Below are 25,741 nucleotides of genomic sequence, written 5' to 3' on the forward strand. Positions count from 1 at the left end.
CAACACCTCCAAGTTCAATATAACCAATAACGTAGTGATTATAAACGATGATCGAAAAATGGTCTATATTTGCTTAAAAGGAAATTAGCAATTACAATGAAGAATAATGAGGTTGAAGGAGGAATGACCATGACCGAACAGTTGCAACTCGATATGGGGCTTATCCGGATTTCAGATGACGTCGTTTCCAAAATCGCCGGAATGGCCGCCTTGGAAACCCCTGGTATAGCCGCAATGTCCGGAGGGCTGTCCGAAGGATGGGCCAAACGGTTGAGCGGTAAAAATGTACAAAAGGGCGTCACCGTAGAAGTCGGTCAATTGGAAGCGGCGATCGATCTCAGGATCATCGTTCTGTACGAGACTCCGATTCATGAAGTATGCCGGATGCTGCAGCAGAATGTACGGGAAGCTGTGGAGAACATGTCCGGGCTGAAGGTCGTTGAAGTGAACGTCAAGGTAGAGGGCGTCGCATTCAAGGACGATGAGATTTGATCCAAAGGTGATCAATAATCTATGGCAAATCAAAAAGACTCCAGGGCTTGTCCTGAAGTCTTTTTTGTTATGTCGGGAAATGCTCCGACCATGATCCGTAGTAGCTATTTAGCCTTGATGCCGTCTGCGGTTGCTCCAGTCGTAGGAGGCTGAATCTTTAACTACGACCGATTTCGTTCTTTCCTGCTTGGTAGGGAGCGAGGATTCCCGTGAAATGCTCAGGACAATTCCCATCGCTACCATCATGACCAGCAGGGAGGAGCCGCCGTAACTGATAAAGGGGAGCGTAACTCCGGTCACCGGAATCGTTCGGGTCACGCCGCCGATGTTGATGAAAGCCTGAATGGCGATCAGGCCCATAATACCTACGCCCATTAAAGTGCCGAAGGTACTGTGCGAACGAAGGGATACCAGCAGTCCTCGCCATATAAAATAAATGTAAAATATTAGAAAAATAATACTGCCGATAAATCCGAATTCTTCACCGATGACGGAGAAAATAAAGTCGTTATAAGCGTTGGGCAAATAATGAAGCTTCTGAATGCCTTGTCCGAATCCCGTACCGGTGAGCCCTCCGTGACCGATGGCGGTCATGGATTGGATCAGGTTATAGCCGGTATGCTGAGGGTCTTCCCAAGGGTTGATATACGCTTGGATCCGTCCCAGCTTGTAGTTGCTCTCCGCTGCAGCCGATTCGCTCGGGTTGATCTTGTCCCACAGCGCTCCGACTCCCATGACGATACTGGCGCCAAGGACGAGCAACGCGATCGAACCCATAATGTGCTTCAGATTCGCGCCCCCCGCAAAAATAATCAATCCCGCCGTTGCAACGAGAATGAGGCAGGAACCGAGGTCCGGCTGGAGCATGATCAATCCGGCGACAAATCCGACGATGACCATAACCGGGATATAGCCGGTCCTCAGATCGCGAAATCGTTCGCCCTTTTTGGATATCAGGGCGGACAAGTACATAATGGTTGTAATCTTGGCTAGCTCCGTCGGCTGAATTCCGAGGGTGCCGATTTTGAACCAGCTGCTGGCGCCGTTGATGCTTCCCGAGAACGGAACGATCAACAGCAGGATGATCGCGAGAATAAATACAGGAGCAAACAGCTTTTTGTATTTCTCATAAGGAATGTTCATCGAAATGAACATTCCGATAAAGCCAACCGCCCCGAAGGCAATCTGGCGTTTGGTAAAATACATAGGATCATATCCGAAAGATTTGTTGACTTGAGCGATGCTGGAGCTGGAGCTGAACACCATGACAATCCCGAAGCCCACCATCAGCAGGGTGAGAATTAGAAGCTGGAAATCGGGAGTTCCGCGCCGGGGCTCTTCCTTGTTGTCTCTCATGGAAGTTGTGTCCTAGGCCTCCAGGAGTTCCTTCAACTCGGCGAGCTTGTGGCTTGCGGTCTTCATGACCAAAGCCGGAATTTCAGATTCGTATTCCAGACCGTGAGGGAAAGTGGCCCGCCCCATGTAGACCGCTTCGATCGCCAGAACGGTGTCTGGACGCTCCAATTTGCCTTCAACGGCACGAGTATTAATACGAAGGAAGTATTCGTCGTTATTGAATTCAATTTTATAATCGTATGTAGCCCGATAATATTCCCACTGCCAACGGACGAAGCCTACCTTTTCTGCAGATTCATCTAAATAGGCCAAATCGCTCTTTAATCCGTCCAAACCCGTATTTTCAACAATCATCTTTTCAGAAGGCCTCCTTCAAAAGTTCGTAAAAAAGTCATAGAAGTTCTCTCCCCATGATATTATGTTTCCATCACTTGTGCAAGCATGGGGAACCCTAGAAAAAAGTGACGTTTTCGCTGGTCCGTCGCATTTATGTCAGCTACAAGGCCGTCCGTTTTCTGCTACAATGAAAGTAGGGATTTACTGAAAAGGAAGTGGCTAAAATGGAAAAGGAAGCGCTTCAGGCTTTGTTTCCGGGTATGGTGAAAGATAGGCGTCATCTGCACCGCCATCCGGAATTGTCTTTTAAGGAGAAGGAGACCTCGGCTTTTGTCGCGGATCGGCTCGTAAAACTTGGTGTAGAAGTAACCTCCGGTGTCGGAGGCTTTGGATTGATCGGTACTTTGCGCGGGGATATGCCGGGAAAAACGGTAGCGCTGCGGGCGGATATGGACGCATTGCCGATCCAGGACGAGAAACAATGCGAATACGCTTCCGAGTCTCCCGGTGTGATGCATGCTTGCGGGCATGACGGCCACACGGCTGTCCTCCTTGCCGTCGCAGAATATTACAGCCGTCGTAGGGATGAATTACAAGGAGAAATCCGGCTGATATTTCAGCCGGCCGAGGAGGTTTGTCCCGGCGGAGCGGTGTCCATGATACAGGCGGGAGCTTTGGACGGGGTGGATGTCATCTATGGTGTTCATCTTTGGACGCCGATTCCGGTAGGCAAGGGAGGAAGCGCACCGGATGCGCTTATGGCCTCGACCGATGAATTTTTCATCGATATCCAGGGCCGGGGCGGACATGGCGGTATGCCGCACAAAAGTATCGACAGCGTAGTGGCGGCGTCGGCGCTTGTGCTGCAATTGCAAAGCGTCGTCAGCCGATCGGTGGACCCGCTCAATCCCGCCGTGGTCACGATCGGAAGTATTCAGGGAGGCACGGCGCAGAACATTATCGCCGATCGTTGCCGTTTGGCGGGAACGGTTCGTTGCTTTGATGAGGAAACCAGGGATCTGATCCGCACCCGGGTTCATGAGTTGGCTGAAGGAACAGCTGCAGCTTACGGTGCCAGCGCTTCGGTAGATTATATGATGGGTTACCCGAGCCTGGTTAACGAGCCGAGGGAATTCGAACGGTTTTACGGAAAAGCTGCCTCTGCAGCAGGCCTTATCCCGGAAGTATCACCGAAAATTATGCCGGCCGAAGATTTTGCTTATTATTTAAGAAAGGTTCCGGGCTGCTTTATGCTAGTTGGGGCCGGAAACCCGGAGAAAGGCATCATTTATCCGCATCATCATCCCAAATTTGATATAGATGAAGAGTCCATGCTGCATGCGGCGTCGCTCCTGATCGCGATGAGAGAGTCCTACTGCAGCGAAGACAAGTGAGTCGCTCACTCGCATAAAAAGGTTTCTCCCTAGGAATTCTATGTCCGAAGGAGGGATGAAGTTGAAAAAAATTGACGAGATTATGACCCGGGAAGTCGTTACGGTAACTCCGGAAGACAACGTCTACGAAGTTGCGGTTAAAATGAAACAGCACGGCACCGGTTTTATCCCGGTGGTGGACAAGGGCGGCGACAAACTGATCGGCGTTATCACTGACCGTGATCTGGTCGTTCGGGGCATTGCGGAAAAGCATCCGGGATCGGCTGCGGTGGAAACCGTGATGACCAAAGGCATTAAAACGGCGTCGCCGGAGATGTCGGTGGACGATGCGGCCGAATTGATGGCGCAGCAGCAAATCCGCCGGCTTCCCGTCACCGAAGGAGACAGGCTGGTCGGAATCGTTTCGATCGGCGACCTGGCCGTGCGGAACATCTTTGCGGATAACGCCGGCGAGGCTCTGTCTGAAATTTCGGAGCATGTGCATTAGTACTGCTTAACCCGATGGATTGGCGCGGGAAAGGAAGTTCGCGGCCGCTGGCTGGCGGGCTTCTTTTTATAAGTATGGAAATTTGGAGGGCGACAACGATGAACACGGACGGAGCTTGCATCGTACAACGGGATCTTACGGTCCTGCTGGAGAAAAACCATCCCGGTTTTGAAGATGCCAGGGAGCGTTTGGCGCAATTTGCCGAACTGGTAAAGAGCCCTGCTTATTATCATACATATCGAATTACGCCTTTATCTTTATGGAATGCGGCCGCGGTAGGCATGTCGGCGGAACAGGTTACGTCGGAACTAAAGCGGTTATCCCGTTGGGATATTCCCGGCGGAGTTCTGGAAGACATCGGCAAGTGGATGTCCAGATACGGAAGCTTGGAGATTCGGGGGCTCGAAAATGATCCAGAACAGCTGTGTCTGGAATGTCTCAACGGCGAAACCGGACTGCTCGAGTCGTTGATTAAGGAGAAAGGGGTGGCCAATTTTAATTTGAAACTGATTGATCCCTGCCGAGCGCTATTCCCTTCCTTGTGGCGGGGAGCATTGAAGCAGGCATTGGCCCGTCTCGGGTATCCGGTTCTGGATGAGGCGGGTTATCATCATGGACAAGGTCTTTCTTTTCAATTGCAACCCATTACTGCGGGCGGTAAACGATTTGAGCTTCGACCCTATCAAGTAGCGGGGGTCGAAGCTTTCGCGGGAGAACATGACAGCCGCGGAGGAAGCGGAGTTCTCGTCCTGCCCTGCGGTGCGGGAAAAACGGTGATCGGTCTGGCGGCGATGGCTCGGCTTCAATGTGAAACCCTGATTCTGACTTCCAACGTAACCTCGGTCCGGCAATGGATTTCCGAAATCCGGGACAAGACTACGCTGCCTTCGGAAGCAGTGGGAGAATATACGGGAGAAAGGAAGCTTGTCCGTCCGGTAACGGTGTCGACCTATCAGATCCTGACCCATCGGGGGAAAAAAGACGAGGAATTCAAGCATATGAGCCTGTTTAACGAGCGGGATTGGGGGCTCATTATTTATGACGAAGTTCATCTCCTGCCGGCGCCCGTGTTCCGGGCTACTGCGGATATTCAGGCTACCCGCCGGCTGGGGCTTACCGCGACGCTGGTTCGTGAAGACGGCTGCGAGCGGGACGTGTTTTCCCTGATCGGACCCAAGCGTTTTGAGGTGCCTTGGAGAGCGTTGGAAGATGAGGGATTTATCGCCCAGGTGGAATGCAAGGAGGTCCGGGTAAGCATGCCGAGTGGATTGAAGCAGCGGTACATCCAGGCTGAAGGCCGGGAGAAATACCGGATCGCGGCGGAGAACCCGCGAAAAAGCGAAATTGTGGAACGGCTGGTGGAGCGCCATGCCGGTCGCCAGATTTTGATTATCGGCCAGTATCTGGACCAACTGCGCAAAATGGCACGGTCTTTGGACGTTCCGCTCATTACCGGGAGCATGCCGCAGGGAGAACGGGAAAAGTGGTTCGCTCTCTTCCGCAAAGGCGAAATTCCGGTGCTGGTCGTATCCAAGGTGGCCAATTTCGCAGTCGATCTGCCGGACGCTTCCGTGGCCATCCAAATTTCCGGAAGCTTCGGCTCGCGTCAGGAAGAAGCCCAGCGGCTGGGGCGAATCCTGAGGCCCAAGCAAGACGGGAGCGGCGCATTTTTCTATACGCTCGTATCGGAAGAGACGCGCGAGCAGGATTTCGCCATGCGCAGACAGTTGTTTCTGATCGAGCAGGGCTATGAATACGCAGTTAGCTTCGAGCGGGAGGAAGGGGCATGATACAGCACATTTTTCGAAGATTCGCCGGTCTTCCGTTCAAGCTTGAAAAGGTGGATGAGGCTGCGTCCGGCCGCGTGTCCGGTGCGGACTTACGCGCGGCTCTCCCCGGGATGCTGCGGCGGGGAGAGCTGGCTGCGGTCAAGAAGGCCTGGGGCGAGAAGCTCTACTACATCCCTGCGGATCATTTGCCGGAGCTTTGGGCGCACCTGAACGTTTCTTCTCCAAGTCCCCATGCAGGCGGCTCGATACAACTGGACAAAGAGGCCGGACCAGGACTGGCGATCAATTTGTTCCGGGCTTTGACCTGGATCGCCCGAAATGGACTGCCGATGACTTCCAAAGGTACGATTCATCAGAAATCGGTCAGTAAGCTGACCGGTTACTTGTATTTGCAGGAAGAAGAGGTGGCCGGGCTGGACTTGCGTTATCCTCATCAGGACGTGTATTCTCCGCAGTTCGCCATCGTGCTGGATTTGCTTCAGGCGCTTGGGCTCCTGTCAAAAGAGCGCGCCTTATGGGGACTGGACCCCAAGGAATTGACCGCCTGGCTGGACCTGGGGCCGGAGATGCAAGAAGCCGTTCTGTTTCGCGAATTGCTTCAACGCTATCTCCCGGATCATGTCGGCATTCGGCATGCGGTGTACAGACTGGCGCGTAACGATCTGCAGGAGGGGAGCTGGTATTCGCTGAAGGATCTGTACGACTCTTTGCAAGCTTTAGGAATGCTGCCCGAACGGTTGCCGGAAGAGGTGACCGTATGGATGGGGAGTTGGCTGAACGCTTTGAGCGGGTTTGGGTGGCTGGATCTCGGAAAGGATGCCGGTCCCGGTCGGGAAGAACTGGTCCGCTGGCGGAAGAGACCCCGTTTGGAGTTGTTGCAAGGGTTGGAGGGAGCTGCGAATGCAGCGAATTCAACCGGGATTCACCCGGCGGGAAATAGGGAAACAGGAGCGCTTTCCGGCGTATTTTACGTTCAGCCGGACTATGAAATCCTGGTTCCGCCCGACGTGTCTTACCGGGTCCGCTGGGAGCTGGAGGCCTGTTGCGACAATCAGACGACGGATACAATGTCCGTTTACCGGATTAGCCGTGCCAGCGTGGCCCGGGCTTCCGAACTCGGTCGCTCACCCGGCGCCGTGCTTGGTTTTCTTGAAGCGTCTTCGGCGGGCGTGCCTGAAAATGTAAAGCTGGCCCTGGAGCAGTGGGCCGGTGAAATGGGCCGGACCTCGCTGGAGGAAAAGCTTCTGCTGCGCTGCGGCGATGAGAAAGCGGCCGATACGGTAGCCGCTTTACCCGCTCTGGCCGGGATGGTTGAACGAATCGGCCCGCGCGATTTCATCGTCGATGCAGGGCAGTCCGCCAAAGTCCGCAAGGTTCTGGAGGAAGTGTCCTTGGCTCCCCCCAAGCAACGGAATACGGGTTTGGCCGAGTTGGAATATCCGAGGCTCGAAGAACCCGGTTCGCCGGTGGCACCGGCCATATTCGGCGGCGGGAGAGCAGAGGAGCGGGCCTGGATTTTTAAAGGTTCGCAGCTTCATTTTTATGACCGCTCCGATGAGATTCCGGAGCCGGAGGAGTTATTTCCCGGCTGGAATGAAATCCCTAACATGTGGCTGAACGAAATGCGGGATTACCACGGTTCCACCGCCCGCCAAATCATGTTCCAGGCTATCGCATGGAAAACTAAAGTAGTGCTGCGGATGAAGGACGGGGATATAGCGGAATTCAAGCCGGTTTCATTAACGGAAGAAGAGAAGTGGACGGTAAAGGGACATATCTATTTAAACGATAACGGACCGGATGGGAAAGACGGAACGGAAACAGAACTGGCCCTTGGCGAATGGGAAGCCATGCGCCTGATCCTGCCGGAATTTTCATAATCTCTTTATTCTCCGAATGCAGATTACTTCTTCTGCTGGCAAAGAGATTGTGGTATGATTAATTCGTCTACTTTCGGGTGGAATACTTTGAATAGAATCGAGTTGAACATTCATGAGCGTAACGGAGACCAACACGGTCGATATGGCCGAGCTGCTGACAAACGCCTATGAATTAGGCGATATGATAAATCAGTCCGCCGCCGTTTCCGACTATTTATATTGGAAGCGCCGTGTGGAAGAGGATGCCGATATTCAGGTCCTCGTCAAGAAACTGGCCGCAAAGAAGGAACTCTTCGAAGAGACACAGCGTTTCGGCCATTTTCACCCCAATTATCACGAGGCCAAGGATAAGGTGACCGAGGTCGAGGTCGAGCTTGAACAGTTTGAAGCCGTCCGCCGCTTCAAGGCCGCGGAGAAAGAACTGGACGATATCCTGCACCAGATGTCGGAGACGATTGCATTGGCCGTTTCGGAAAGCATTAAGGTGCCGAGCAACGATCCGAATCCGAAAGGCGGAGGCTGCGGCAGCGGAGGAAGTTGCGGCTGCGGTTAAAGGATCGGAAATGAATTATTAGCAAAGGAGGGACAAATCATGTTTCCGGAGCGTACAGGCTATATCATCTGGGTAAGCGATTTGAAAGCTGCAAGGAATTTGGACAAATACGGGAGCGTGCATTATTTATCCCGCCGAATGCATTATGTTGTGATGTATGTGAACGCAGAGCGGGCGGAAGAGACGATGAAAAATGTCCGCAAACTTCCCTATGTTCGTAAAATTGAACGTTCTTACCGTAATGAAATCAAGACGGAATACAGTAAGGACATTCCGGACAAAACCCGGTACTACGGACTTTAGCGGATTTGCATTACCCAGAATTATTCAGCGGCCTTCGGGCCGCTTTTTTATTTGCGCAAATTTTTTTTGTATAAGTTATCGGGGGCCTCGAAAGGTTTTGGAATAAACTGCATGGCAAAATGCCACTTTGTGGGGAAAATCCATTGTCGAAACATAGGTAATGATGTAATATAATAGGTAATTATACTTAGTTACAAAGACCTATATTGTGAGGTGGGGCATGAGAGATAAGGTTACGGAGCGATGGGGTACGGGGACCTGTGAAGCATACCATGTTCTATTAGGTGATAAAAGAGTTGCCGATGTCGTCATTACTCATCATGCCAAGCTCCGGTATCAGGATCGGATTGACCGGACCAATAACGGGGTGGACAATATCGCCCGCTGGGCGTGGGATTGCTTGAAGCAGGACAGAATCGAGCCTTATTACCGGAATGAAGAAGATGTTTATTTAGTGGATGATGATCTCGTCATGGTGGCCGAATTTGCCGAGATTCCCGGAGAATTCGATCTGCAGGGGAATCCGATGCACAGGATGATTATCGTTACTTTCCTGGGCAAGATGTCGGAGACGATCGAACTTCGCGATCTGAAGTCTTATTATTCCTGGCTTCGCCATTCAAGGCGGATGACGCTGATGAAGAACAGCCGTAAACGGAGATAACTTCAAGACCAAGCATGTTCCCTGGGAGCATGCTTTTTTTGCGCTTTCGGTCATGCTATTGTAAAGGGAGAAGGAGTGGAGAAGCATGGCGTTAAATTACCACCAGCTTCATATTTTTTATACCGTTGCGGAACGGGGCAGTTTCTCGGCCGCCGCCCAGGCGCTGCATATGACGCAGCCTGCCGTAACGATGCAGATTCAGGCGCTGGAGGATTATTTCGGCAGCAAGTTGCTGATCCGATCCACTAAAAAGATTGAGCTTACGGAAGCCGGGCACACGCTGTTTCCTTTTGCGCTTCGAAGCATGGAGCTGATGCGGGAGACCGAAAAGGCGATGTCCCGCTTTACATCCATGCTGGAGGGCAGGCTCCAGCTCGGTGCCAGCCTGACGATCGGGGAATATGTGCTACCCCGGCTTCTTGGACCATTCGGCAAGCAACATCCTCATATTTCGATCGCATTAAAAGTCATGAACACGACGCAGATTATTGAAGATATCGTTAGCCATCAGCTCAATTTCGGACTGGTTGAAGCCCCGGTGCATCATCCGGATATGGTCTCCGAGCCGGTCATGGAAGATGAACTGAAATTGATCGTTCCTGCGGAGCACCCTCTCGCAGCAAAGGGCCGGATAAAGCTTGGCGAGGCATTAACTTATCCGTTCGTGCTCAGGGAGAAAGGATCGGGAACACGGCAAGTGATGGAAGCGGAATTGGAACGCCGGGGATTTCGACCGGAGCGGCTGGAAACGGTGATGGAGCTTGGCAGTACGGGGGCGGTGAAGTCGGCGGTAGAGGCCGGGCTTGGGGTGACGATCATCTCGCCTTCTTCAGTAAAGCATGAGCAAGCGCTAGGTATACTAAAAGTCGTTGATATTGAGGATGCGGAATTCAAACGAAAATTTTACTCGATTCATTTAAAATCCACGTTGTTACCGGTATCTGCGGTGACTTTCCTGGCGTTTTTAAAAGATGCAAAGCAGCCTTTGTAAACTAACAACACCTGATCAGATACAAATTTGAGGAGCGAATGGTATGAATATAGAGAACGGCCCGGCGCAGCGGTTTGATTTGCATACCCACACCCGGGCATCCGACGGGATGAATCCCCCGGCTGAAAACGTAAGGCTGGCAAAGGAAAAAGGTTTAACAGGTCTCGCCATCACCGATCATGATACGGTGGCGGGAGTCCGGGAGGCTATTGAAAAAGGGGAAAAGCTGGGGGTCCTCGTCATTCCCGGAGTTGAAATCAGCACCCGCGCCGCCGGTAAGGACATTCATGTGCTCGGTTACTTTTTGGATACGAGGGATTCTAAGCTGCTGGAAAGGCTGGCAAGTTTACGGGAAACCCGGGATGCAAGGAACGGGCAAATCATCCGGAAGCTTCAGGAGCTCGGGATATCCATTACGCTGGATGAAGTTATCGAAGGGCTTGGCCGCCCGTTGCGGAATGATGAAAGCCTGGGCCGTCCTCATATTGCTGATACGCTTGTACGTAAAGGGTATGCCAAGGATCTGCGGGACGCCTTTGACCGCTATCTTGGCGAAGGGAAGCCCGGTTATGCTTCGCTGCCGCGCATAGCGCCAGAAGAAGCAATGGACTGGATCCGTGAAGCCGGAGGGGCTGCCGTGCTAGCACATCCGGGACTTTACGGGGACGACGATCTGGTCGTCGATATACTGGAGCGGGGTCGTCCCGCAGGCGTGGAAGTGTATCATTCCGATCATGGACCGGAGGATGAAGGGCGGTATGCCGCTTTGGCTAAACGCTACGGGTTGATCCCGACAGGCGGCTCGGATTACCACGGCTTCCGCCAGGGAGTCGTGTTTCATGGCGATCTCGGCAGCCGCTATGTCTCCGGCGAATGCGTAGGGCTTTTGCGGGAAGCTGCAGCGAACTCGTTGAAATAGCATCAAGCTCTTAATTTATAAAAGAAATAGACCGCCCGTTAGGGACGGTCTATTTTAGTTTTTTAAAGCGGATTGGGTAGCTGGATGGTGCCAGAATCAAACCCAATCAGCCGTTCTTCACCGTATTCGGCAGCCGTTTGATTAACTGTTCATCAGGCGTCACAAACAGGGTGCGCTGATGGTCGTAGATAACGAAGCCCGGTTTGGCACCGCTAGGTTTGCGGACATAGCGGATCAGGGTGCAGTCGACCGGGACGCTGCTAGATTCTTTGGCCTGGCTGAAATACGCGGCGAGTTGGGCCGCTTCGTTCAAGGTACTATCGCCGAAATTGGAACTGCGGATAACCACATGCGAGCCGGGAATGTCCTTGGTATGCAGCCACGTATCGTTCGGGCCAGCCAGCCGGTTGGTTACATATTCGTTTTGCAGATTGTTTTTGCCGACGCAGATTTCGACTCCTTCCGAAGAAGTGTAAACGTGCAGCGTCGGACGGTCGTTCTTTTTCTTCTTCTTGCCCTTTTTCGCCCGGTCCCGCAAGTAGCCTTGCTGGATCAGTTCCTCGCGGATTTCATCCACATCGCTTAACGTGGCATAAGATAACTGTTGGAGCAAACCCTCGAGATACGATATTTCCTCTTTCGTTTTTTTCATCTGCTCATCGATCACGGCCAGGCTGTTTTTGAATTTGTTGTATTTTTTAAAATAGCGCTGGGCGTTCTCCGAAGGGGTGAGCAGCGGATCAAGCGGAATGGTTTTCGTCTTCTGATCCTCATGATAATAATTGACCAGTTCCGCGCTGCGGTCTCCCTTGGAGATCGTATGCAGGGCGGGTAGCAGCAGTTCGCCCCAGATCCGGTAACGCTCCGCGTCCTCCGCTTCCGCCAGGTCATTTTCAAGATTCGACATCTTCTTGATATTTTTATTGCGTTCGTTTTGCAGAAACCGCAGCAGGTCGCTCGTTTTTTGCTTAACGGTGTCCCGCAGCGCCTTTTCGCCGAAGTAGTCCTCCATGCATTCGCTGATGGAGTCGTAAGTTTGCGTTTCCCCTTGAATTAACGTCAGCGTTACGGCTGAAAAGATGCTTTTGCCTTTGGCGTTCTCTCCCGTAACCGGATTATAGCGATGCTCTCTTACCTCTGTCATCAACCGGTCGAAAGCGATCCAGAGTTTTTCGGGTTCTCTTTCCTCATCCCCTGAATCCCCTGATTCCCGCTGCCCATAAGCCCGGAAATAGATTTCCTCCGCCATCAATGGACTGAGACCGCTGAATACGGCCACCAGCCAGCCTGTGCCCTGATTTTCCTCCCGGGCCGAATCTAAAGCTTTTAGAAAGTCTTCTTTGTTTGTGTTGAGAGGATCAAGCTTGTGTTGCTGCGGAGGTTCGGTATAAGTAAAGCCGGGCATGACGACGCGAAATCCGCTGATCGCCGGGGTCACATGATGGATTCCGTCCAACTGGGTTCCCGTGGCGGGATCGAGCAGGATAATATTGCTGTGGCGGCCCATCAGTTCGACTACCAGTCTTTTGAGCGAAACATCGCCGAGTTCATCGCGCTGGCGCACGTCGAAATGAATAATCCGCTCCATTCCGACCTGGGTGACGGATTCGATAATCCCGCTTTCGCAATGCTTGCGCAGCAGCATACAGAACATGGGTGCTTCCAGCGGATTCGGAAATGATTGCTCCGTGAACTGTACGCGGGGGTACGTGGGATTAGCCGACAGCAACAGGCGCCGGTTTCCGCCCGAAGAGCGCAGCTGGATGATGATATCGTTTGAAGATGGCTGATGTATTTTATTGATGCGGGCGCCTACGACCGCTTGCAATTCGTGAACAATCGCGTGTGTTACAATTCCGTCCAATGCCATATCAATGTTTTCTCCTGTCTCTGATTGTATAGAAGATGTAAGCCTTCCTTTATGATACATAACTTCGGGCAAAAACTTAAGTGCCCCTCTGTGATAATTTGGGACTGGCCGGAATACATTTACCCTAGGTGGAAAAGCCTTCACGCTGTAAACTGCACAAAATACGGGAGGAGATTAGGGAGCATGGAACAAAAAAACTGGCACCAGTGGAGTGGGGATGAGCTTCTGGAACGGTTTGGCGTCACGCGTGAGCAGGGCCTGACCCAGGAGGAAGCGGCTCGGAGGCGCGAGCAGTACGGATGGAACGAGCTGTCGGAGGGGCAGCGGGTTTCACCGTTGCTGCTGTTTTTAAACCAGTTCAAAGATTTTATGATGCTCGTTCTGATGGGCGCCACATTAATTTCCGGCATTCTCGGCGAATACCTGGACGCCGTTACTATTATAGCCATCATCGTCTTGAACGGTGTGCTCGGATTTGTCCAGGAGTTCCGGGCCGAACGCTCCCTCCGCGCTTTGAAGGAATTGTCGGCTCCCCATGCCAATGTGCTGCGGGATGGAGTTGTCCGGCATATTCCCGCCAAGGAGCTGGTTCCGGGAGATATCGTGGCACTGGAAAGCGGAGACCGGATTCCGGCGGATATCCGCTGGCTGGTAACGCACAGTCTCGACGTCGAAGAGTCAGCCCTGACGGGGGAATCGCATCCGGTCGGCAAGCACGCCGGGGCCATTCATGAAGCGGAGGTCCCGCTGGGCGACCAGAAAAACATCGGGTTCATGGGCACGATGATTACGCGCGGTAGCGGTCGGGGGATCGTCATCCGTTCGGGAATGGATACCGAAATGGGAAAAATCGCCGACCTGATTCAGAACACGGACAGTCAGGAGACGCCGCTGCAAAGACGGCTTGAGCAACTCGGCAAAATATTGATCTATCTGGCCCTAGCGTTGACGGTGCTCGTCGTGCTCGTCGGGATTTTACGCGGACAGCCTGCCGGAGCGATGTTCTTTGCCGGGGTAAGCCTCGCAGTAGCCGCGATTCCGGAAGGGCTGCCTGCCATTGTGACCATCGCGCTCGCGCTCGGTGTACAGCGGATGATTAAACGCAAGGCCATCGTCCGCAAGCTACCTTCCGTGGAAACGCTCGGCTGCGCCTCCGTCATTTGCTCGGACAAAACGGGAACCCTGACGCAGAACAAAATGACTGTGACAAGATTATGGGTGGAAGGGCGTTCGCTTGAAGTCACGGGCGAAGGATACGAACCGGTGGGCCATGTTCTGGAAAATACCCAGCCGGTCGATCTGAAGAAGGATCAGAGTCTGCGCCGCCTTCTCCAGGTTAGCTCCCTGTGCTCGAATGCAGTCATTTATGAAGCGGACGCCGATATGCGCGGGCGTAAAAAAGCAAAGGAAGAGGGCCCGGGAACCCAGTGGAAGCTCAAAGGCGACCCGACGGAAGGGGCGCTGGTCGTACTTTCCTCGAAAATGGGACTCTCTCCGGGAGCGCTTAGCGCTTCGTACCAGCGGGAGCAGGAGTTTCCATTTGATTCGAAGCGCAAAATGATGTCCGTAGTCGTTGGACACCAGGGCGGGAAGATGGCGCTCGTTAAAGGTGCGCCGGATATGTTGCTGGATAAATGCACGTACATCTTATGGGAAGGCAAGATCGTACCGTTTACCGGTACGCTTCGGGGCCGGGTGCAGGCTGAAAATGAAAAGATGGCCCGCAGCGCACTGCGCGTTCTGGGGTTTGCATACCGGGATGTGAAGGCGCATGAGAATACGGACAGCGAGGAGTGCGTAGAATCGCAGCTCATCTTTATCGGACTTGCGGGGATGATCGATCCGCCGCGCCGCGAAGCGCGGGACGCGATTGCGGTGTGTCGCCGGGCAGGCATCAAGACGGTGATGATTACCGGCGACCATGGTCTTACGGCGGAAGCGATTGCGGGCGAACTCGGCATCCTGCCGCGGGGCGGAGCGTCGATGTCGGGCCGTGAATTGGCCGGACTCAGCGACGAGGAGCTGGATCAGAAGGTCGATCAAATCTACGTGTATTCCCGGGTCGCCCCGGAACACAAGCTGCGGATCGTCAAGGCGCTCCAGCGCAAAGGCCATGTCGTCGCGATGACGGGCGACGGCGTTAACGATGCGCCGGCGATCAAGGCGGCGGATATCGGTATCGCTATGGGGATCACGGGCACCGACGTTTCCAAGGAAGCTTCTTCGCTCATCCTTAGCGATGACAACTTCTCTTCAATTGTATCGGCGATTGAAGAGGGCAGAAACATTTACGAAAACATCCGCAAATTTATCCGTTATCTGCTGGCGTCCAATGTCGGCGAGATATTGACGATGTTGTTCGCGATGCTGGCAGGACTGCCGCTGCCGCTGCTCCCGATCCAGATTTTGTGGGTCAACCTTGTCACCGATGGTTTGCCTGCCATGGCGCTTGGGGTGGATCAGCCGGAGAAGGATCTGATGGAGCACAAGCCGCGGGGCAAGAACGAAAATATTTTTGCCAGACGGCTTGGGTGGAAAATTCTCAGCCGCGGACTTTTGATCGGGTTGTGTACGCTTGGCGCGTTCTGGATTACCTTGAGCATCGCCCCGGACGATGCGGGACAATTGGCAACCGCGCAGTCGGTCGCTTTCGTTACGCTGGTTATGGCTCAGCTCATCCATGTGTTTGACTGCCGCAGTTCACGCTCGATATTTCATCGTAACATTTTCCAGAACCGCTATTTGGTCGTGGCCGTCTTGTCGTCCGTGCTGTTGTTGCTCGGGGTCATGTATATTGAAGCGCTGCAGCCGATTTTTAAGACGGTGCCGCTCGGTACCCGCGAGTGGGCGATTTCTCTGGTCGCAGCCGGAATACCGACATTCTTGATGGGTGCGGGCAGCGTATGGTCCGGCAGACGCCGCCGCAAATACAGCGGCCCGCGTCCGATGGTCACCGCGAAAAGTACAAATATTCGTGCATAGAATCAATACCCATCCACTCTTTGAGAGGGTAGACTTACCCCATGAAGCAAGCTTTGCACACGAAGCAGGTCAGGTGCGCAAAGACTCTAAGGGGTGGATGGTAAGATGGAATTCACGAAAATGCATGGACTCGGAAATGATTTTCTGGTCTTTTATGGAGAACAGGAGCTGCCGGAATGCGTTTCCGAGCTGGCGATTCAATGGTGCAACCGATATTTCGGGGTCGGCGGGGATGGACTGGTCTTCATTCTGCCTTCGGAGAAAGCCGACTTTAAGATGCGGATCATCAATTCGGACGGAACGGAAGCCGAGCAGTGCGGAAATGCCATTCGCTGCGTGTCCAAATACGTCTACGACAACGGGCTTACGGATCAAGAGCGGATCACGATCGAGACGCTGGGAGCCGGCGTACAGCAGGTAACCTTGCAGATTGAGCAAGGAATCGTTCAAACGGTCCGGGTCGATATGGGGGAACCGGTTCTGGACGGATTGTCGGTTCCGACCACGCTGGAAGGAAACCCGATACTGGCGCAGCCCATCGAAACTGACGGGCGGGAATTTCAGTTCACGGCGGTATCGATGGGAAATCCGCATTGCGTTATCTATGTGGATGACGCGCCGAATTTCGATCTCGGCACTTGGGGGCCGAAGCTGGAGGTGCATCCTTTTTTTCCGCGGAAAATCAACGTGGAATTCGCTACGGTCACCCGGCGCGACCGGGTGGAGATGCGCGTATGGGAACGCGGAGCGGGGCCGACGCTTGCGTGCGGCACAGGAGCCTGCGCAACCCTGGTCTCGTCCGTGTTGAACGGACTTACGGATCGCGCGGCTTGGATCGGGCTGAAGGGCGGGGACCTTTTCATCGAATGGGATGAGCGGGACAACCATGTTTATATGACCGGCCCGGCGAAGGCCGTATTCAAAGGCAACATTGACATTTAAGTAATGAAGAAACGGGCAGCCGAGGGTTGCCCGTTTTGCTTTGCTGATGGATTCTAACGGACATGGGGGCCGTTAAACGGACTACAACCGCTGTTTTTCAAATCTAACGGACATGAGGGCCGTTAAACATACCGGAACACTCGAATAACAGCCAGTTCTTAATGTTTAAGGTCCGCTGTGTCCGTTAGCTCGGAAAAATGGACGATTTAGGTGATTTAACGTCCTTCATGTCCGTTATAACTCGAGGGTGGCAAAAGCGGAGGAGTAAGCGGGGCTTTGGAGGTAACAACTGAAGCAAAAAAAGAACAACAGTATAAACACTAAAATAAATACATCAACACACAAGTAGCAGAACACACAGGTAGCAGACTAGCAACGGTATAAGTAGAATAAGGCGCAATCACACCAGCAACAGTACCAGCACCAGCAACAAAGTGACAGCAACAGTACCGACAACAGCACACCACACCAATATAAGCACCAACATAAGCACCAGCATAAACACCAATACACGCCCTCACCCCAATCACTACCGCAAACGAACGTGAACTATACCGATTTTTCGATCAATTCTTATCATTCAGGTGGATTTATGGTACATTAGAATGAAATTATGAAGGAAACGAGCTTGGAAGGCTCTTTTTATATTCATTAAAAGCCTCAGGAGGTACTGAAATGAGACCTGATTTGCGCAAAAGATGGGAAAATGGGGTATTGGTCGGCGACGGAGCGATGGGGACGTATCTCTACAAGTTCGGATTTCCCGTCGGCATTTCATATGAAGAGCTGAATTTGCTGCAACCCGAGGTGATTGGCGACGTTCATCGCCATTATATAAATGCTGGTGCGGAGCTGTTGGAGACGAACAGCTTCTCCGCCAATTATTATAAGCTGTCCAAATTCGGACTGGAATCGCAGGTGGAGGAGATCAACCGGGCCGCTGTCCGCATTGCGAGACAAGCGGCCGGGAGCGAGGCGTACGTTGCCGGAGCGGTCGGTTCGATCCGTGGCGGTAGACGCGTGAACGTGACCGATCAGGAATTGAACGAGTACTACGAGCAACAGATTGCCGCCCTGTTGTCCGAGGGTGTGGATGCGCTCTTGTTCGAAACGTTCTACGATTTGGGAGAAATGCGGCTTGTGCTTAGCCGTGCCCGCCGGTTGACGGAGATTCCGGCCATCTGCCAATTCGCCGTCGACCAGGTCGGACGGACGCTGGACGGGTATACGATTTCCGATGCGTTCAGTCTTTTGCGGGACGAAGGGGCCGATGTTCTCGGCTTTAACTGTCACTCGGGACCAAAGGGGATCATGAGTGTGATGTCCGGGCTGGACGGACCGCTGAATGTTCCGCTTTCCGTATTCCCAAATGCGGGTTTGGCGGATTATGTGGATGGAGAATATGTATATGGAGCCACTCCGGAATATTTCGGAGAATGCGCCCGTTCTTTCGCTGATCTCGGAGCCCGCCTGATCGGGGGGTGCTGCGGAACGACGCCGGAGCATATCGCGGCTACCGCGCAAGCTTTGCAGGGGTATCAAGCAAAGTCGCTTCAGCAGGGCGCGCCTTTGCCGAAACCGCGGGAGTCGGTTGTCCTCGGCAATCTGCGAGAGCAAAGCAGCGATTCTTCGGATCACGGCGGGCTCCGCGGTATTACGGAGCTCGTGAAAGAGCGCCATACCGTGATCGTGGAGCTGGATCCGCCGCGGGACCTGGATATCGGCAAATTTATGGAAGGTGCGGCCGCGCTTAAGGAAGCGGGCGTGGATGCGCTGACGCTGGCCGACAATTCCCTTGCGGTTACGCGTATGAGCAATATGGCGTTAGGCCATCTGGTTCAGCTCAAGCTGGGGCTGCGGCCGTTGATTCATATCGCCTGCCGCGACCGCAATTTGATCGGAACCCAGTCGCATATGATGGGCTTCGACGCCCTCGGCATCGACCATGTCCTCGCGGTTACGGGGGATCCGGCCCGTTTCGGGGATTTACCGGGAGCCAGTTCCGTATATGACACGACCTCCTTCGAAATCATACGCATGATCAAACAATTGAACGAGGGCGTGGCTTTTTCCGGCAAACCACTGAAGCAAAAAGCGAAATTCGTAGTCGGCGCGGCCTTTAATCCAAATGTAAAGCATCTGCACAAAGCGGTGGAGCGGCTTGAGAAGAAGATCGCCTCCGGTGCGGATTACATTATGACCCAACCGGTGTATGATCCCGAGCTCATTGTCGCGATCAAACAGGCGACCGCCCATTTGGATATTCCGATCTTTATCGGCATCATGCCGCTGGCCAGCGGCAAAAATGCGGAATATCTTCATAATGAAGTTCCAGGCATCCAGCTTTCGGACGAAGTCCGGAAACGGATGGAGGGGCTGCAGGGAGCCGAGGGACGGGCCATGGGCGTTGAAATCGCCAAAGAACTTCTCGATACGGCGATGGAGCATTTTAACGGGATCTATTTGATGACGCCGTTTATGTTTTATGAAATGAATGTCGCTTTGACAAATTATGTTCACGAGAAGTCAAAACAGAAATCGGCCCACTTGTCTCGTTCATAATTATCAATTACAATAGGGTAACGGATGTGATGCCTTTGTCTCACAGTATGACAGGATACGGTAGTTCCGCCAGAGTCTTCGGCGGGTATATCATTCAGTTTGAAATAAAATCCGTCAATCACCGCTATTCCGAGGTCGTCCTGCGCCTGCCGCGGGAATGGACATGTTATGAGGACGGATTGCGGCGATTGGTTCAGCGTGACTTGAAACGGGGACGGGTTGATGTATATATCAGCAAAGAGCAGGATGACGAAAGTACCCTGCCTTTTGTTCTGAATTCAGGCGTAGTGGAATCCTACTTGCGGGCGGCCGAGGATCTGAAAGCGAAGTATGGTATGGAGTCTTCCCTCACTGCAAGAGATCTGCTGTCTCTTCCCGATGTTTTAATCCCGCAGGATCCTTCATTAGATGGAGAAGCCGTCACGGGTGAAGCTTGGGAGAGCGTACTTATGGACGGGCTGGATGAGGCGGTAGCCGGACTGCTGCAAATGCGCAGGAAGGAAGGCCTTCATCTCGCCGCCGATCTGGAGCAACGCCTGTCCAGGCTGGAGGAACTCCACGCCGAGCTTGTCGAACTTGCCCCGCAGGTGGTGAGCGAATACCGCAACCGGCTTAGGGGGCGGCTCTCCGAATTGCTGGAAGGAGCTTTCGACGAGCATCGGTTCGCGATGGAGGTGGCCGTTTTTGCGGACCGTTCCAACATCGATGAGGAACTGACCCGGCTGGGGAGCCACTTCGTACAATGCCGGGCGCTGCTGCAGACTTCCGAGCCGGTCGGACGAAAGCTTGACTTTTTAATACAGGAAATGAACCGGGAAACGAATACGATTGGATCGAAAGCCAATCATTTGGCTCTGGTCAACCGTGTCGTTGAAATGAAAGCGGAACTGGAGAAAATTCGCGAGCAGGTAGCGAATCTCGAATAACGTCACATTTGACACAGGTGAGTCAAGTAAAATAGGGGGAACTACCTTAACATGGCTATTAAACTTATTAACATCGGCTTTGGGAATATCGTATCGGCCAATCGGATCATTTCTATCGTGAGCCCGGAATCCGCTCCCATCAAACGGATTATTCAGGAGGCAAGGGACCGGCATATGCTGATCGACGCTACATACGGCCGCCGCACCCGTGCGGTGATCATTACGGACAGCGATCATGTCATCCTGTCGGCAGTGCAACCGGAAACGGTCGCCCACCGCCTTTCTGCTAAAGATGACGACAACGACGAATAAAATGGAGAGAAATATGGCTAAAGGGTTACTCATTGTTTTATCAGGACCTTCGGGAGTAGGGAAAGGTACAGTATGTAACGAGCTGCGGCGGCGTTTGCCCGAGCTCGTCTATTCTGTTTCGGCCACTACTCGAGGGCCCCGGCTCGGCGAAGAGCATGGCGTGAATTATTTTTTCAAGACTCGTGAACAGTTTCTGGACATGATTGAGCACGATCAGCTGCTGGAACATGCGGAATACGTAGGAAATTACTACGGTACGCCGAGGGATTTCGTGGAACAGACGATCGAGAACGGCAAGGACATCATTCTTGAAATCGAGGTTCAAGGTGCGCTTAAGGTGAAAGAAAAATTTCCGGAAGGTATTTTTGTTTTCCTTCTGCCGCCGTCACTCGATGAATTGAAGGGCCGGATTCAAGGCCGGGGTACGGAGAATCAGGCAACGATCGACCACCGGATGTCCGTAGCGGCTCATGAAATCGGGCTGCTTGAAAATTACGACTATGCGGTCGTGAATGACAAAATTGATCTGGCTTGCAAAAGAATAGAATCGATTATCGTTGCCGAACATTGTAAGGTCAGAAGCAAAGCCAAAGAATTACAGATTGGTAAATGAGTCTAATAGAAGAGGTGTATTATTAATGCTGTATCCATCTATCGATAAAATGCTGGGCAAAGTCGGCAGCAAGTACTCCCTGGTTGTAGCGGCTTCCCGCAGAGCAAGACTACTGAGAGAAGGCGAGAAAAGCGAGTTGAAGCAGCCAAGATCCCATAAGCAGGTTGGGGTGGCACTTGAGGAAATATACGGTGACTATGTGAAGCTTAAGCAAGGTAGCCAGGTAGAACCGGATGAAAACAAATAGTTTCCATGTGACCTCGTGGGTCGAAAGATATAAATAGCAACCTCTTTATGACAACCGCGAGGTTGTTATTTTTTTCTCTGCCGGACTTCATGTCATGGGTTGTTTCGTGATAGGTAGATGACTTTTAAAAAACTCTTATCGAGTTCTTTGGGAGAAAGCGAGGGGAATGCGATGTTAAACGGAAAAAAAATTCTGCTTGGCGTCACTGGAGGAATTGCCGCGTTCAAGGCGGCTTCATTATGCAGCAAGCTTGTTCAGCAAGGGGCGGAGGTCCGTGTAATTATGACGGACTCGGCCACGAAGTTCATTACGGAACTGACGCTGCAGTCCTTGTCTAAAAATCCGGTGTATACCGATACTTTTGATGAAAAGAATCCGGCGACAATAGCGCACATTAATCTGGCCGACTGGGCCGACCTGGTGCTGATCGCCCCGGCGACGGCCAACATCATCGGAAAAATGGCAGCGGGCATCGCCGATGACATGCTCTCCACAACTTTGCTTGCCACACAAGCGCCGATTATGCTTGCGCCTGCCATGAATGTCCATATGTACGTTCACCCGGCGGTTAGCCGCAATTTGGCGGAGCTGGCGGCTCGTGGCGTCATGTTGGTCGAGCCTGGAGAAGGGCTGCTGGCTTGCGGCTATACCGGCAAAGGGCGGATGGAAGAGCCCGAGAGCATCGTGGCTGTAGTAAACTCTTTTTTCAACCGTCTTCATGAGCGGAGTCAACTGCCGTTATCGGGAAAAAAAGTGGTGGTCACGGCAGGAGGAACCGTGGAGCGGATCGATCCGGTCCGATACATTTCCAACGATTCTTCGGGTAAAATGGGCTTCGCTCTGGCAAAAGCGGCTCATGAGCTCGGGGCGGACGTCACTTTGCTTGCGGCAAACACGCACTTGCCTTTACCGGCTGGAGTCCGGGTAGTCCATTTGGAATCCGCCCGGGAGATGTATGAAGCGGCATTGGCGGAATGGAGCGATACCGATATTTTGGTAAAAGCCGCTGCCGTGGCGGATTATCGGCCCAAGGAAGTGTCGGACCGTAAAATCAAAAAGTCCGGGGATACGATAACTCTGGAGTTGGTGAAAAATATCGATATTTTGGAGTCGCTGGGCAAACAAAAAACAAAGCAGCTGCTGATCGGTTTTGCGGCTGAAACGAATGACCTGGAGAAGTATGCCATGGACAAGCTCTACCGGAAAAATTGCGATTTGCTTATCGCCAATGATGTGACCCGGGAAGGCGCCGGGTTTGGCACCGATACGAACCTGGTGAATATTTACGCCACAACCGGTTTGATTGAGTCTCTTCCGCTCTTGTCTAAGGAAGAACTGGGCATGCGGATAATGGAACTGGCGGCGGCGCGGTTACCGGGAGCTCGGCAATGACATACCGGGTGGCCAAGGTCATAGTAGATGTGCCCAGCAGAGAGACCGACCGGCCTTTTGATTATTTGATCCCGGACGAGATGCAGGGATGGATCGAGATCGGGAGCCGGGTCGGCGTGCCTTTTGGACGGCGGACGGTTCAGGGGTTTGTGCTGTCTCTGCATCAGGAAAGCGAGATGGACCCGAGACGGATGAAGCCGGTTCAGGAGTTGCTGGATCTGATGCCGCCGCTGCCGCCGGATCTCGTTCGACTGGCGGAATGGATGAGCCGGAAATATGCCTGCAGCATGATCTCGGCGCTGCAGTCCATGATTCCCGCCGCGCTGAAAGGCAAGGCGGAAAGATATATATCCGTATCCGGGCTTGAGGGCGAGAATGAGGTTGAAGCTGAGGCTGAGGTTGAAGGAGGCCGTGCGGAAGGACTGTTTGCCGTCCCGGTTCTGCTGACCGGGGAAGAAGAGGAGATCGTCGCCTACGTCAAAGCATTGGGACAGGTGACGATGGATCACTTGAGCGGGCGCTATCCGGGCCGGGCCGGTGAGATTAAAGGCCTTATCCAGCGCGGTATTCTCACGGAAAGCCAAATGATCAAGGATAAGGTACGCAAAAAAACGATAAAAACTGTCGCGGCAGCAGTGAGTGGAGAAGAAGCTGAGAAAGCGCTGAAATCTTTTAGCGGCCAAGCCCGGCGTCAGAAAGAGGTATTGCAATTTCTGCTCGAGGTAGGTACTCCGTTAACCCTTCAGGAAGTGCTGTCAACGCTGCGGGTTACCGCGGGAACGGTGAGCAAGCTGGCCGAAAAAGGGTTTGCGGTGATCGAGGATGTCGAGGTCTTCCGCGACCCTTACCAGGGTCGCCGGTTCAAGGGTTCCGAACCGCTGGAACGGACTCCGGAGCAGGAGCTTGTATTCGGCAAAGTAACCGAGGTGTTGGATGACCGCGGATATGGCGTGTTTTTGCTGCACGGTGTGACCGGGAGCGGTAAAACGGAGGTCTATCTGCAGACGATCGAGCGCTGCATCGCGTTGGGGCGGCAGGCAATCGTCTTGGTGCCGGAAATTTCGCTGACGCCACAGATGGTGGAGCGTTTCAAAGGACGTTTCGGCGGCAAGGTGGCGGTCATGCACAGCCGGCTGTCTACCGGAGAGCGATACGATGAATGGCGTAAAATCCGCGAAGGGCGGGTTCAAGTCGCCATAGGCGCCAGGTCTGCGGTGTTTGCTCCATTTGCGGATTTAGGCCTTATCGTCATGGACGAAGAACATGAAACCTCGTATAAACAGGAGGAAACACCGAAATACCATGCACGGGATGTAGCCGTTATGCGGGCTCGGCAGCATGGAGCTGCCGTTATTTTGGGTTCGGCGACCCCGTCGCTGGAAAGTTACCATGCCGCCCGATCCCGGGCGGATGACGATTTTGCCCCGCTGCTGCTGGAGATGAAGCAGCGTCCTTCCGGGAGCCGTTTGCCCGGCGTGCATATCGTCGATATGCGGGAAGAATTGCGGGACGGCAACCGCTCGATGTTCAGCCGGGCGCTGCACGAAGGGATTTCTTCCCGGCTGGAGAAGGGCGAACAGACCGTGCTATTTCTCAATCGCCGGGGATATTCGACCTTTGTGATGTGCCGGACTTGCGGGTATGTGGCAGGTTGCCCGGAATGCGATATTTCGCTGACCTATCATCAAAAATCAAACAACCTGCGCTGTCACTACTGCGGTTATGCGGTCCCTGCCCCTTCGGTTTGTCCGGAGTGCAACAGCGAGCATATCCGCTATTTCGGAACCGGTACGCAGCGGGTCGAGGGAGAATTGGCGAAGCTGTTCCCGGGAATCCGGGTCATCCGGATGGATGTGGACACGACGACCGAGAAAGGTTCGCATGAGAAGCTGTTGCAAGCGTTCCGGGAGAAAAAAGGCGATGTGCTTCTCGGCACGCAAATGGTCGCCAAGGGACTGGATTTTCCCGATGTAACGCTGGTCGGCGTCATTGCGGCGGACACGGCTTTGAATTTCCCGGATTTCCGTTCCGCGGAAAAAACGTTCCAATTGCTCACCCAAGTGGCCGGTCGAGCCGGACGCCATCAGCTGCCCGGGGAAGTGTTCATCCAGACCTATATGCCGGAACACTACTCCATTATTCATGCCAGCGGGCATGATTACGGCTCGTTCGTCCGGGAGGAACTGAACCACCGGAGGACACTGCATTATCCGCCGTACAGCAGATTGATCCTGGTGACGTTGTCGCATGAACAACTGCCGCTGCTGCTGCGGATGGCGGAGAATTTTGCCGGCGATCTGCGCGCGAAGTCCCAAAAGCTGGGATGGTATGGCGACCTGGACCGCTTTGCGGCGGAGGCGCTTGATATTCTTGGGCCAGTCGCTTCACCGATTCCGCGCATCAAGAACCGCTACCGGTTCCAGTGCATGGTGAAGTATCGCGGACCGCTCGATGCCGTTCGGCTGGTCCGGGAAACGGCGGCAGCGACGCTCGACAACTTGCGCGATGCATCGCTGCAAATTAGCATCGATGTGGATCCTCAGATGTTGATGTAGGTTCATGCGGGGCAGCGGGGCGATGAGGTTGCACTCTTGTGAATGGTCATTGCCGCTTAGCTTATTGGAAATATCCAACGGGAGTCTCAACGAATCGCTCTAAGGAAGGCCGAGACGGGTTATTTCCAATGAACGATCTCATGAAGAGTAAATGAGTGTACTCGGATTGGAAATT

At 53.3% G+C, this 25,741-nt stretch carries 22 protein-coding genes; 19 read left to right on the top strand and 3 right to left on the bottom strand.

Features of this window, described 5'->3' with window-relative positions; genetic code table 11:
- Positions 1 to 129 precede the first annotated feature (129 nt).
- On the top strand, positions 130 to 492 hold the full coding sequence (locus tag ACLB09_RS02420; RefSeq protein WP_114494964.1) for an Asp23/Gls24 family envelope stress response protein: 363 nt from the start codon (positions 130 to 132) through the stop codon (positions 490 to 492).
- A 108-nt stretch (positions 493 to 600) separates the two neighbouring features.
- On the opposite strand, the gene ftsW is transcribed toward ACLB09_RS02420, so the two are convergent.
- Both ftsW and ACLB09_RS02430 read right to left on the bottom strand, forming a co-directional pair.
- Complete coding sequence (ftsW, locus tag ACLB09_RS02425; RefSeq protein ID WP_410768155.1) at positions 601 to 1,848, bottom strand: putative lipid II flippase FtsW; 1,248 nt, start codon at positions 1,846 to 1,848, stop codon at positions 601 to 603.
- 12 nt (positions 1,849 to 1,860) lie between these two features.
- Complete coding sequence (locus tag ACLB09_RS02430; RefSeq protein ID WP_410768156.1) at positions 1,861 to 2,202, bottom strand: YugN family protein; 342 nt, start codon at positions 2,200 to 2,202, stop codon at positions 1,861 to 1,863.
- A 206-nt stretch (positions 2,203 to 2,408) separates the two neighbouring features.
- Here ACLB09_RS02430 and ACLB09_RS02435 point away from each other — a divergent pair, with 206 nt between their 5' ends.
- The 9 genes from ACLB09_RS02435 (at position 2,409) to ACLB09_RS02475 (ending at position 11,165) form a co-directional block, all read left to right on the top strand.
- Positions 2,409 to 3,578, top strand: a complete 1,170-nt coding sequence (locus tag ACLB09_RS02435) for a M20 family metallopeptidase (protein ID WP_410768157.1) — start codon at positions 2,409 to 2,411, stop codon at positions 3,576 to 3,578.
- Between the two features lie 61 nt (positions 3,579 to 3,639).
- A complete protein-coding gene (locus tag ACLB09_RS02440; protein WP_410768158.1) occupies positions 3,640 to 4,065 on the top strand; it encodes a CBS domain-containing protein in 426 nt (141 codons plus the stop codon).
- A 98-nt stretch (positions 4,066 to 4,163) separates the two neighbouring features.
- Positions 4,164 to 5,855, top strand: coding sequence for a DNA repair helicase XPB (locus ACLB09_RS02445; RefSeq protein WP_410768160.1), 1,692 nt, complete (start codon positions 4,164 to 4,166; stop codon positions 5,853 to 5,855).
- A complete protein-coding gene (locus ACLB09_RS02450; RefSeq protein ID WP_410768161.1) occupies positions 5,852 to 7,735 on the top strand; it encodes a helicase-associated domain-containing protein in 1,884 nt (627 codons plus the stop codon). The genes ACLB09_RS02445 and ACLB09_RS02450 overlap by 4 nt, the downstream gene beginning before the upstream one ends.
- Before the next feature lie 112 nt (positions 7,736 to 7,847).
- Positions 7,848 to 8,288, top strand: a complete 441-nt coding sequence (locus ACLB09_RS02455) for a YlbF/YmcA family competence regulator (RefSeq protein WP_410768162.1) — start codon at positions 7,848 to 7,850, stop codon at positions 8,286 to 8,288.
- A gap of 39 nt (positions 8,289 to 8,327) precedes the next feature.
- A complete protein-coding gene (locus ACLB09_RS02460) occupies positions 8,328 to 8,591 on the top strand; it encodes a YlbG family protein (RefSeq protein ID WP_114494972.1) in 264 nt (87 codons plus the stop codon).
- 220 nt (positions 8,592 to 8,811) lie between these two features.
- Complete coding sequence (locus ACLB09_RS02465; protein WP_410768163.1) at positions 8,812 to 9,255, top strand: hypothetical protein; 444 nt, start codon at positions 8,812 to 8,814, stop codon at positions 9,253 to 9,255.
- An 85-nt stretch (positions 9,256 to 9,340) separates the two neighbouring features.
- On the top strand, positions 9,341 to 10,246 hold the full coding sequence (locus ACLB09_RS02470) for a selenium metabolism-associated LysR family transcriptional regulator (protein ID WP_410768164.1): 906 nt from the start codon (positions 9,341 to 9,343) through the stop codon (positions 10,244 to 10,246).
- Positions 10,247 to 10,289: 43 nt separating this feature from the next.
- Positions 10,290 to 11,165: a PHP domain-containing protein gene (locus ACLB09_RS02475; protein ID WP_410768165.1), complete on the top strand. Its 876-nt coding sequence runs from the start codon at positions 10,290 to 10,292 to the stop codon at positions 11,163 to 11,165.
- A gap of 106 nt (positions 11,166 to 11,271) precedes the next feature.
- Here ACLB09_RS02475 and ACLB09_RS02480 read toward each other — a convergent pair whose 3' ends face one another.
- Positions 11,272 to 13,035, bottom strand: a complete 1,764-nt coding sequence (locus ACLB09_RS02480) for an Rqc2 family fibronectin-binding protein (protein ID WP_410768166.1) — start codon at positions 13,033 to 13,035, stop codon at positions 11,272 to 11,274.
- A 183-nt stretch (positions 13,036 to 13,218) separates the two neighbouring features.
- On the opposite strand from ACLB09_RS02480, the gene ACLB09_RS02485 reads away from it, so the two are divergent.
- From ACLB09_RS02485 to priA, 9 genes are all read left to right on the top strand, one after another.
- Positions 13,219 to 16,017, top strand: a complete 2,799-nt coding sequence (locus tag ACLB09_RS02485; RefSeq protein ID WP_410768167.1) for a calcium-translocating P-type ATPase, SERCA-type — start codon at positions 13,219 to 13,221, stop codon at positions 16,015 to 16,017.
- Between the two features lie 105 nt (positions 16,018 to 16,122).
- The gene (gene dapF / locus ACLB09_RS02490; protein WP_410768168.1) at positions 16,123 to 16,959 is read left to right on the top strand and encodes a diaminopimelate epimerase; all 837 of its coding nucleotides are present in this window, start codon (positions 16,123 to 16,125) and stop codon (positions 16,957 to 16,959) included.
- A gap of 675 nt (positions 16,960 to 17,634) precedes the next feature.
- Positions 17,635 to 19,521, top strand: coding sequence for a bifunctional homocysteine S-methyltransferase/methylenetetrahydrofolate reductase (locus ACLB09_RS02495; RefSeq protein WP_410768169.1), 1,887 nt, complete (start codon positions 17,635 to 17,637; stop codon positions 19,519 to 19,521).
- 35 nt (positions 19,522 to 19,556) lie between these two features.
- Positions 19,557 to 20,447, top strand: a complete 891-nt coding sequence (locus ACLB09_RS02500) for a YicC/YloC family endoribonuclease (RefSeq protein WP_410768170.1) — start codon at positions 19,557 to 19,559, stop codon at positions 20,445 to 20,447.
- Between the two features lie 51 nt (positions 20,448 to 20,498).
- Positions 20,499 to 20,759 (top strand): extracellular matrix/biofilm regulator RemA, encoded by a 261-nt coding sequence (gene remA / locus ACLB09_RS02505; protein WP_044479181.1) that lies wholly within the window; start codon positions 20,499 to 20,501, stop codon positions 20,757 to 20,759.
- A gap of 13 nt (positions 20,760 to 20,772) precedes the next feature.
- Positions 20,773 to 21,372 carry a guanylate kinase gene (gmk, locus tag ACLB09_RS02510; protein ID WP_410768171.1) on the top strand — a complete coding sequence of 200 codons (600 nt, stop codon included), beginning with the start codon at positions 20,773 to 20,775 and terminating at the stop codon, positions 21,370 to 21,372.
- Between the two features lie 25 nt (positions 21,373 to 21,397).
- Positions 21,398 to 21,619: a DNA-directed RNA polymerase subunit omega gene (rpoZ, locus tag ACLB09_RS02515; RefSeq protein ID WP_410768172.1), complete on the top strand. Its 222-nt coding sequence runs from the start codon at positions 21,398 to 21,400 to the stop codon at positions 21,617 to 21,619.
- 171 nt (positions 21,620 to 21,790) lie between these two features.
- Complete coding sequence (gene coaBC / locus ACLB09_RS02520) at positions 21,791 to 23,011, top strand: bifunctional phosphopantothenoylcysteine decarboxylase/phosphopantothenate--cysteine ligase CoaBC (protein ID WP_410768173.1); 1,221 nt, start codon at positions 21,791 to 21,793, stop codon at positions 23,009 to 23,011.
- A complete protein-coding gene (gene priA, locus ACLB09_RS02525; RefSeq protein ID WP_410768174.1) occupies positions 23,008 to 25,566 on the top strand; it encodes a primosomal protein N' in 2,559 nt (852 codons plus the stop codon). The genes coaBC and priA overlap by 4 nt, the downstream gene beginning before the upstream one ends.
- The last annotated feature ends 175 nt before the right edge of the window (positions 25,567 to 25,741 follow it).

It is taken from the genome of Fontibacillus forbon (assembly GCF_046559655.1).
GTDB lineage: Bacteria > Bacillota > Bacilli > Paenibacillales > Paenibacillaceae > Fontibacillus.

What these genes read in the sequence shown, in the direction of transcription:
- ACLB09_RS02420 (WP_114494964.1), top strand. Translation starts at nt 130, where the DNA reads ATGACCGAACAGTTGCAACTCGATATGGGGCTTATCCGGATTTCAGAT.
- ftsW (WP_410768155.1), bottom strand. Translation starts at nt 1,848, where the DNA reads ATGAGAGACAACAAGGAAGAGCCCCGGCGCGGAACTCCCGATTTCCAG.
- ACLB09_RS02430 (WP_410768156.1), bottom strand. Translation starts at nt 2,202, where the DNA reads ATGATTGTTGAAAATACGGGTTTGGACGGATTAAAGAGCGATTTGGCC.
- ACLB09_RS02435 (WP_410768157.1), top strand. Translation starts at nt 2,409, where the DNA reads ATGGAAAAGGAAGCGCTTCAGGCTTTGTTTCCGGGTATGGTGAAAGAT.
- ACLB09_RS02445 (WP_410768160.1), top strand. Translation starts at nt 4,164, where the DNA reads ATGAACACGGACGGAGCTTGCATCGTACAACGGGATCTTACGGTCCTG.
- ACLB09_RS02450 (WP_410768161.1), top strand. Translation starts at nt 5,852, where the DNA reads ATGATACAGCACATTTTTCGAAGATTCGCCGGTCTTCCGTTCAAGCTT.
- ACLB09_RS02455 (WP_410768162.1), top strand. Translation starts at nt 7,848, where the DNA reads ATGAGCGTAACGGAGACCAACACGGTCGATATGGCCGAGCTGCTGACA.
- ACLB09_RS02460 (WP_114494972.1), top strand. Translation starts at nt 8,328, where the DNA reads ATGTTTCCGGAGCGTACAGGCTATATCATCTGGGTAAGCGATTTGAAA.
- ACLB09_RS02465 (WP_410768163.1), top strand. Translation starts at nt 8,812, where the DNA reads ATGAGAGATAAGGTTACGGAGCGATGGGGTACGGGGACCTGTGAAGCA.
- ACLB09_RS02470 (WP_410768164.1), top strand. Translation starts at nt 9,341, where the DNA reads ATGGCGTTAAATTACCACCAGCTTCATATTTTTTATACCGTTGCGGAA.
- ACLB09_RS02475 (WP_410768165.1), top strand. Translation starts at nt 10,290, where the DNA reads ATGAATATAGAGAACGGCCCGGCGCAGCGGTTTGATTTGCATACCCAC.
- ACLB09_RS02480 (WP_410768166.1), bottom strand. Translation starts at nt 13,035, where the DNA reads ATGGCATTGGACGGAATTGTAACACACGCGATTGTTCACGAATTGCAA.
- ACLB09_RS02485 (WP_410768167.1), top strand. Translation starts at nt 13,219, where the DNA reads ATGGAACAAAAAAACTGGCACCAGTGGAGTGGGGATGAGCTTCTGGAA.
- dapF (WP_410768168.1), top strand. Translation starts at nt 16,123, where the DNA reads ATGGAATTCACGAAAATGCATGGACTCGGAAATGATTTTCTGGTCTTT.
- ACLB09_RS02495 (WP_410768169.1), top strand. Translation starts at nt 17,635, where the DNA reads ATGAGACCTGATTTGCGCAAAAGATGGGAAAATGGGGTATTGGTCGGC.
- remA (WP_044479181.1), top strand. Translation starts at nt 20,499, where the DNA reads ATGGCTATTAAACTTATTAACATCGGCTTTGGGAATATCGTATCGGCC.
- gmk (WP_410768171.1), top strand. Translation starts at nt 20,773, where the DNA reads ATGGCTAAAGGGTTACTCATTGTTTTATCAGGACCTTCGGGAGTAGGG.
- rpoZ (WP_410768172.1), top strand. Translation starts at nt 21,398, where the DNA reads ATGCTGTATCCATCTATCGATAAAATGCTGGGCAAAGTCGGCAGCAAG.
- coaBC (WP_410768173.1), top strand. Translation starts at nt 21,791, where the DNA reads ATGTTAAACGGAAAAAAAATTCTGCTTGGCGTCACTGGAGGAATTGCC.
- priA (WP_410768174.1), top strand. Translation starts at nt 23,008, where the DNA reads ATGACATACCGGGTGGCCAAGGTCATAGTAGATGTGCCCAGCAGAGAG.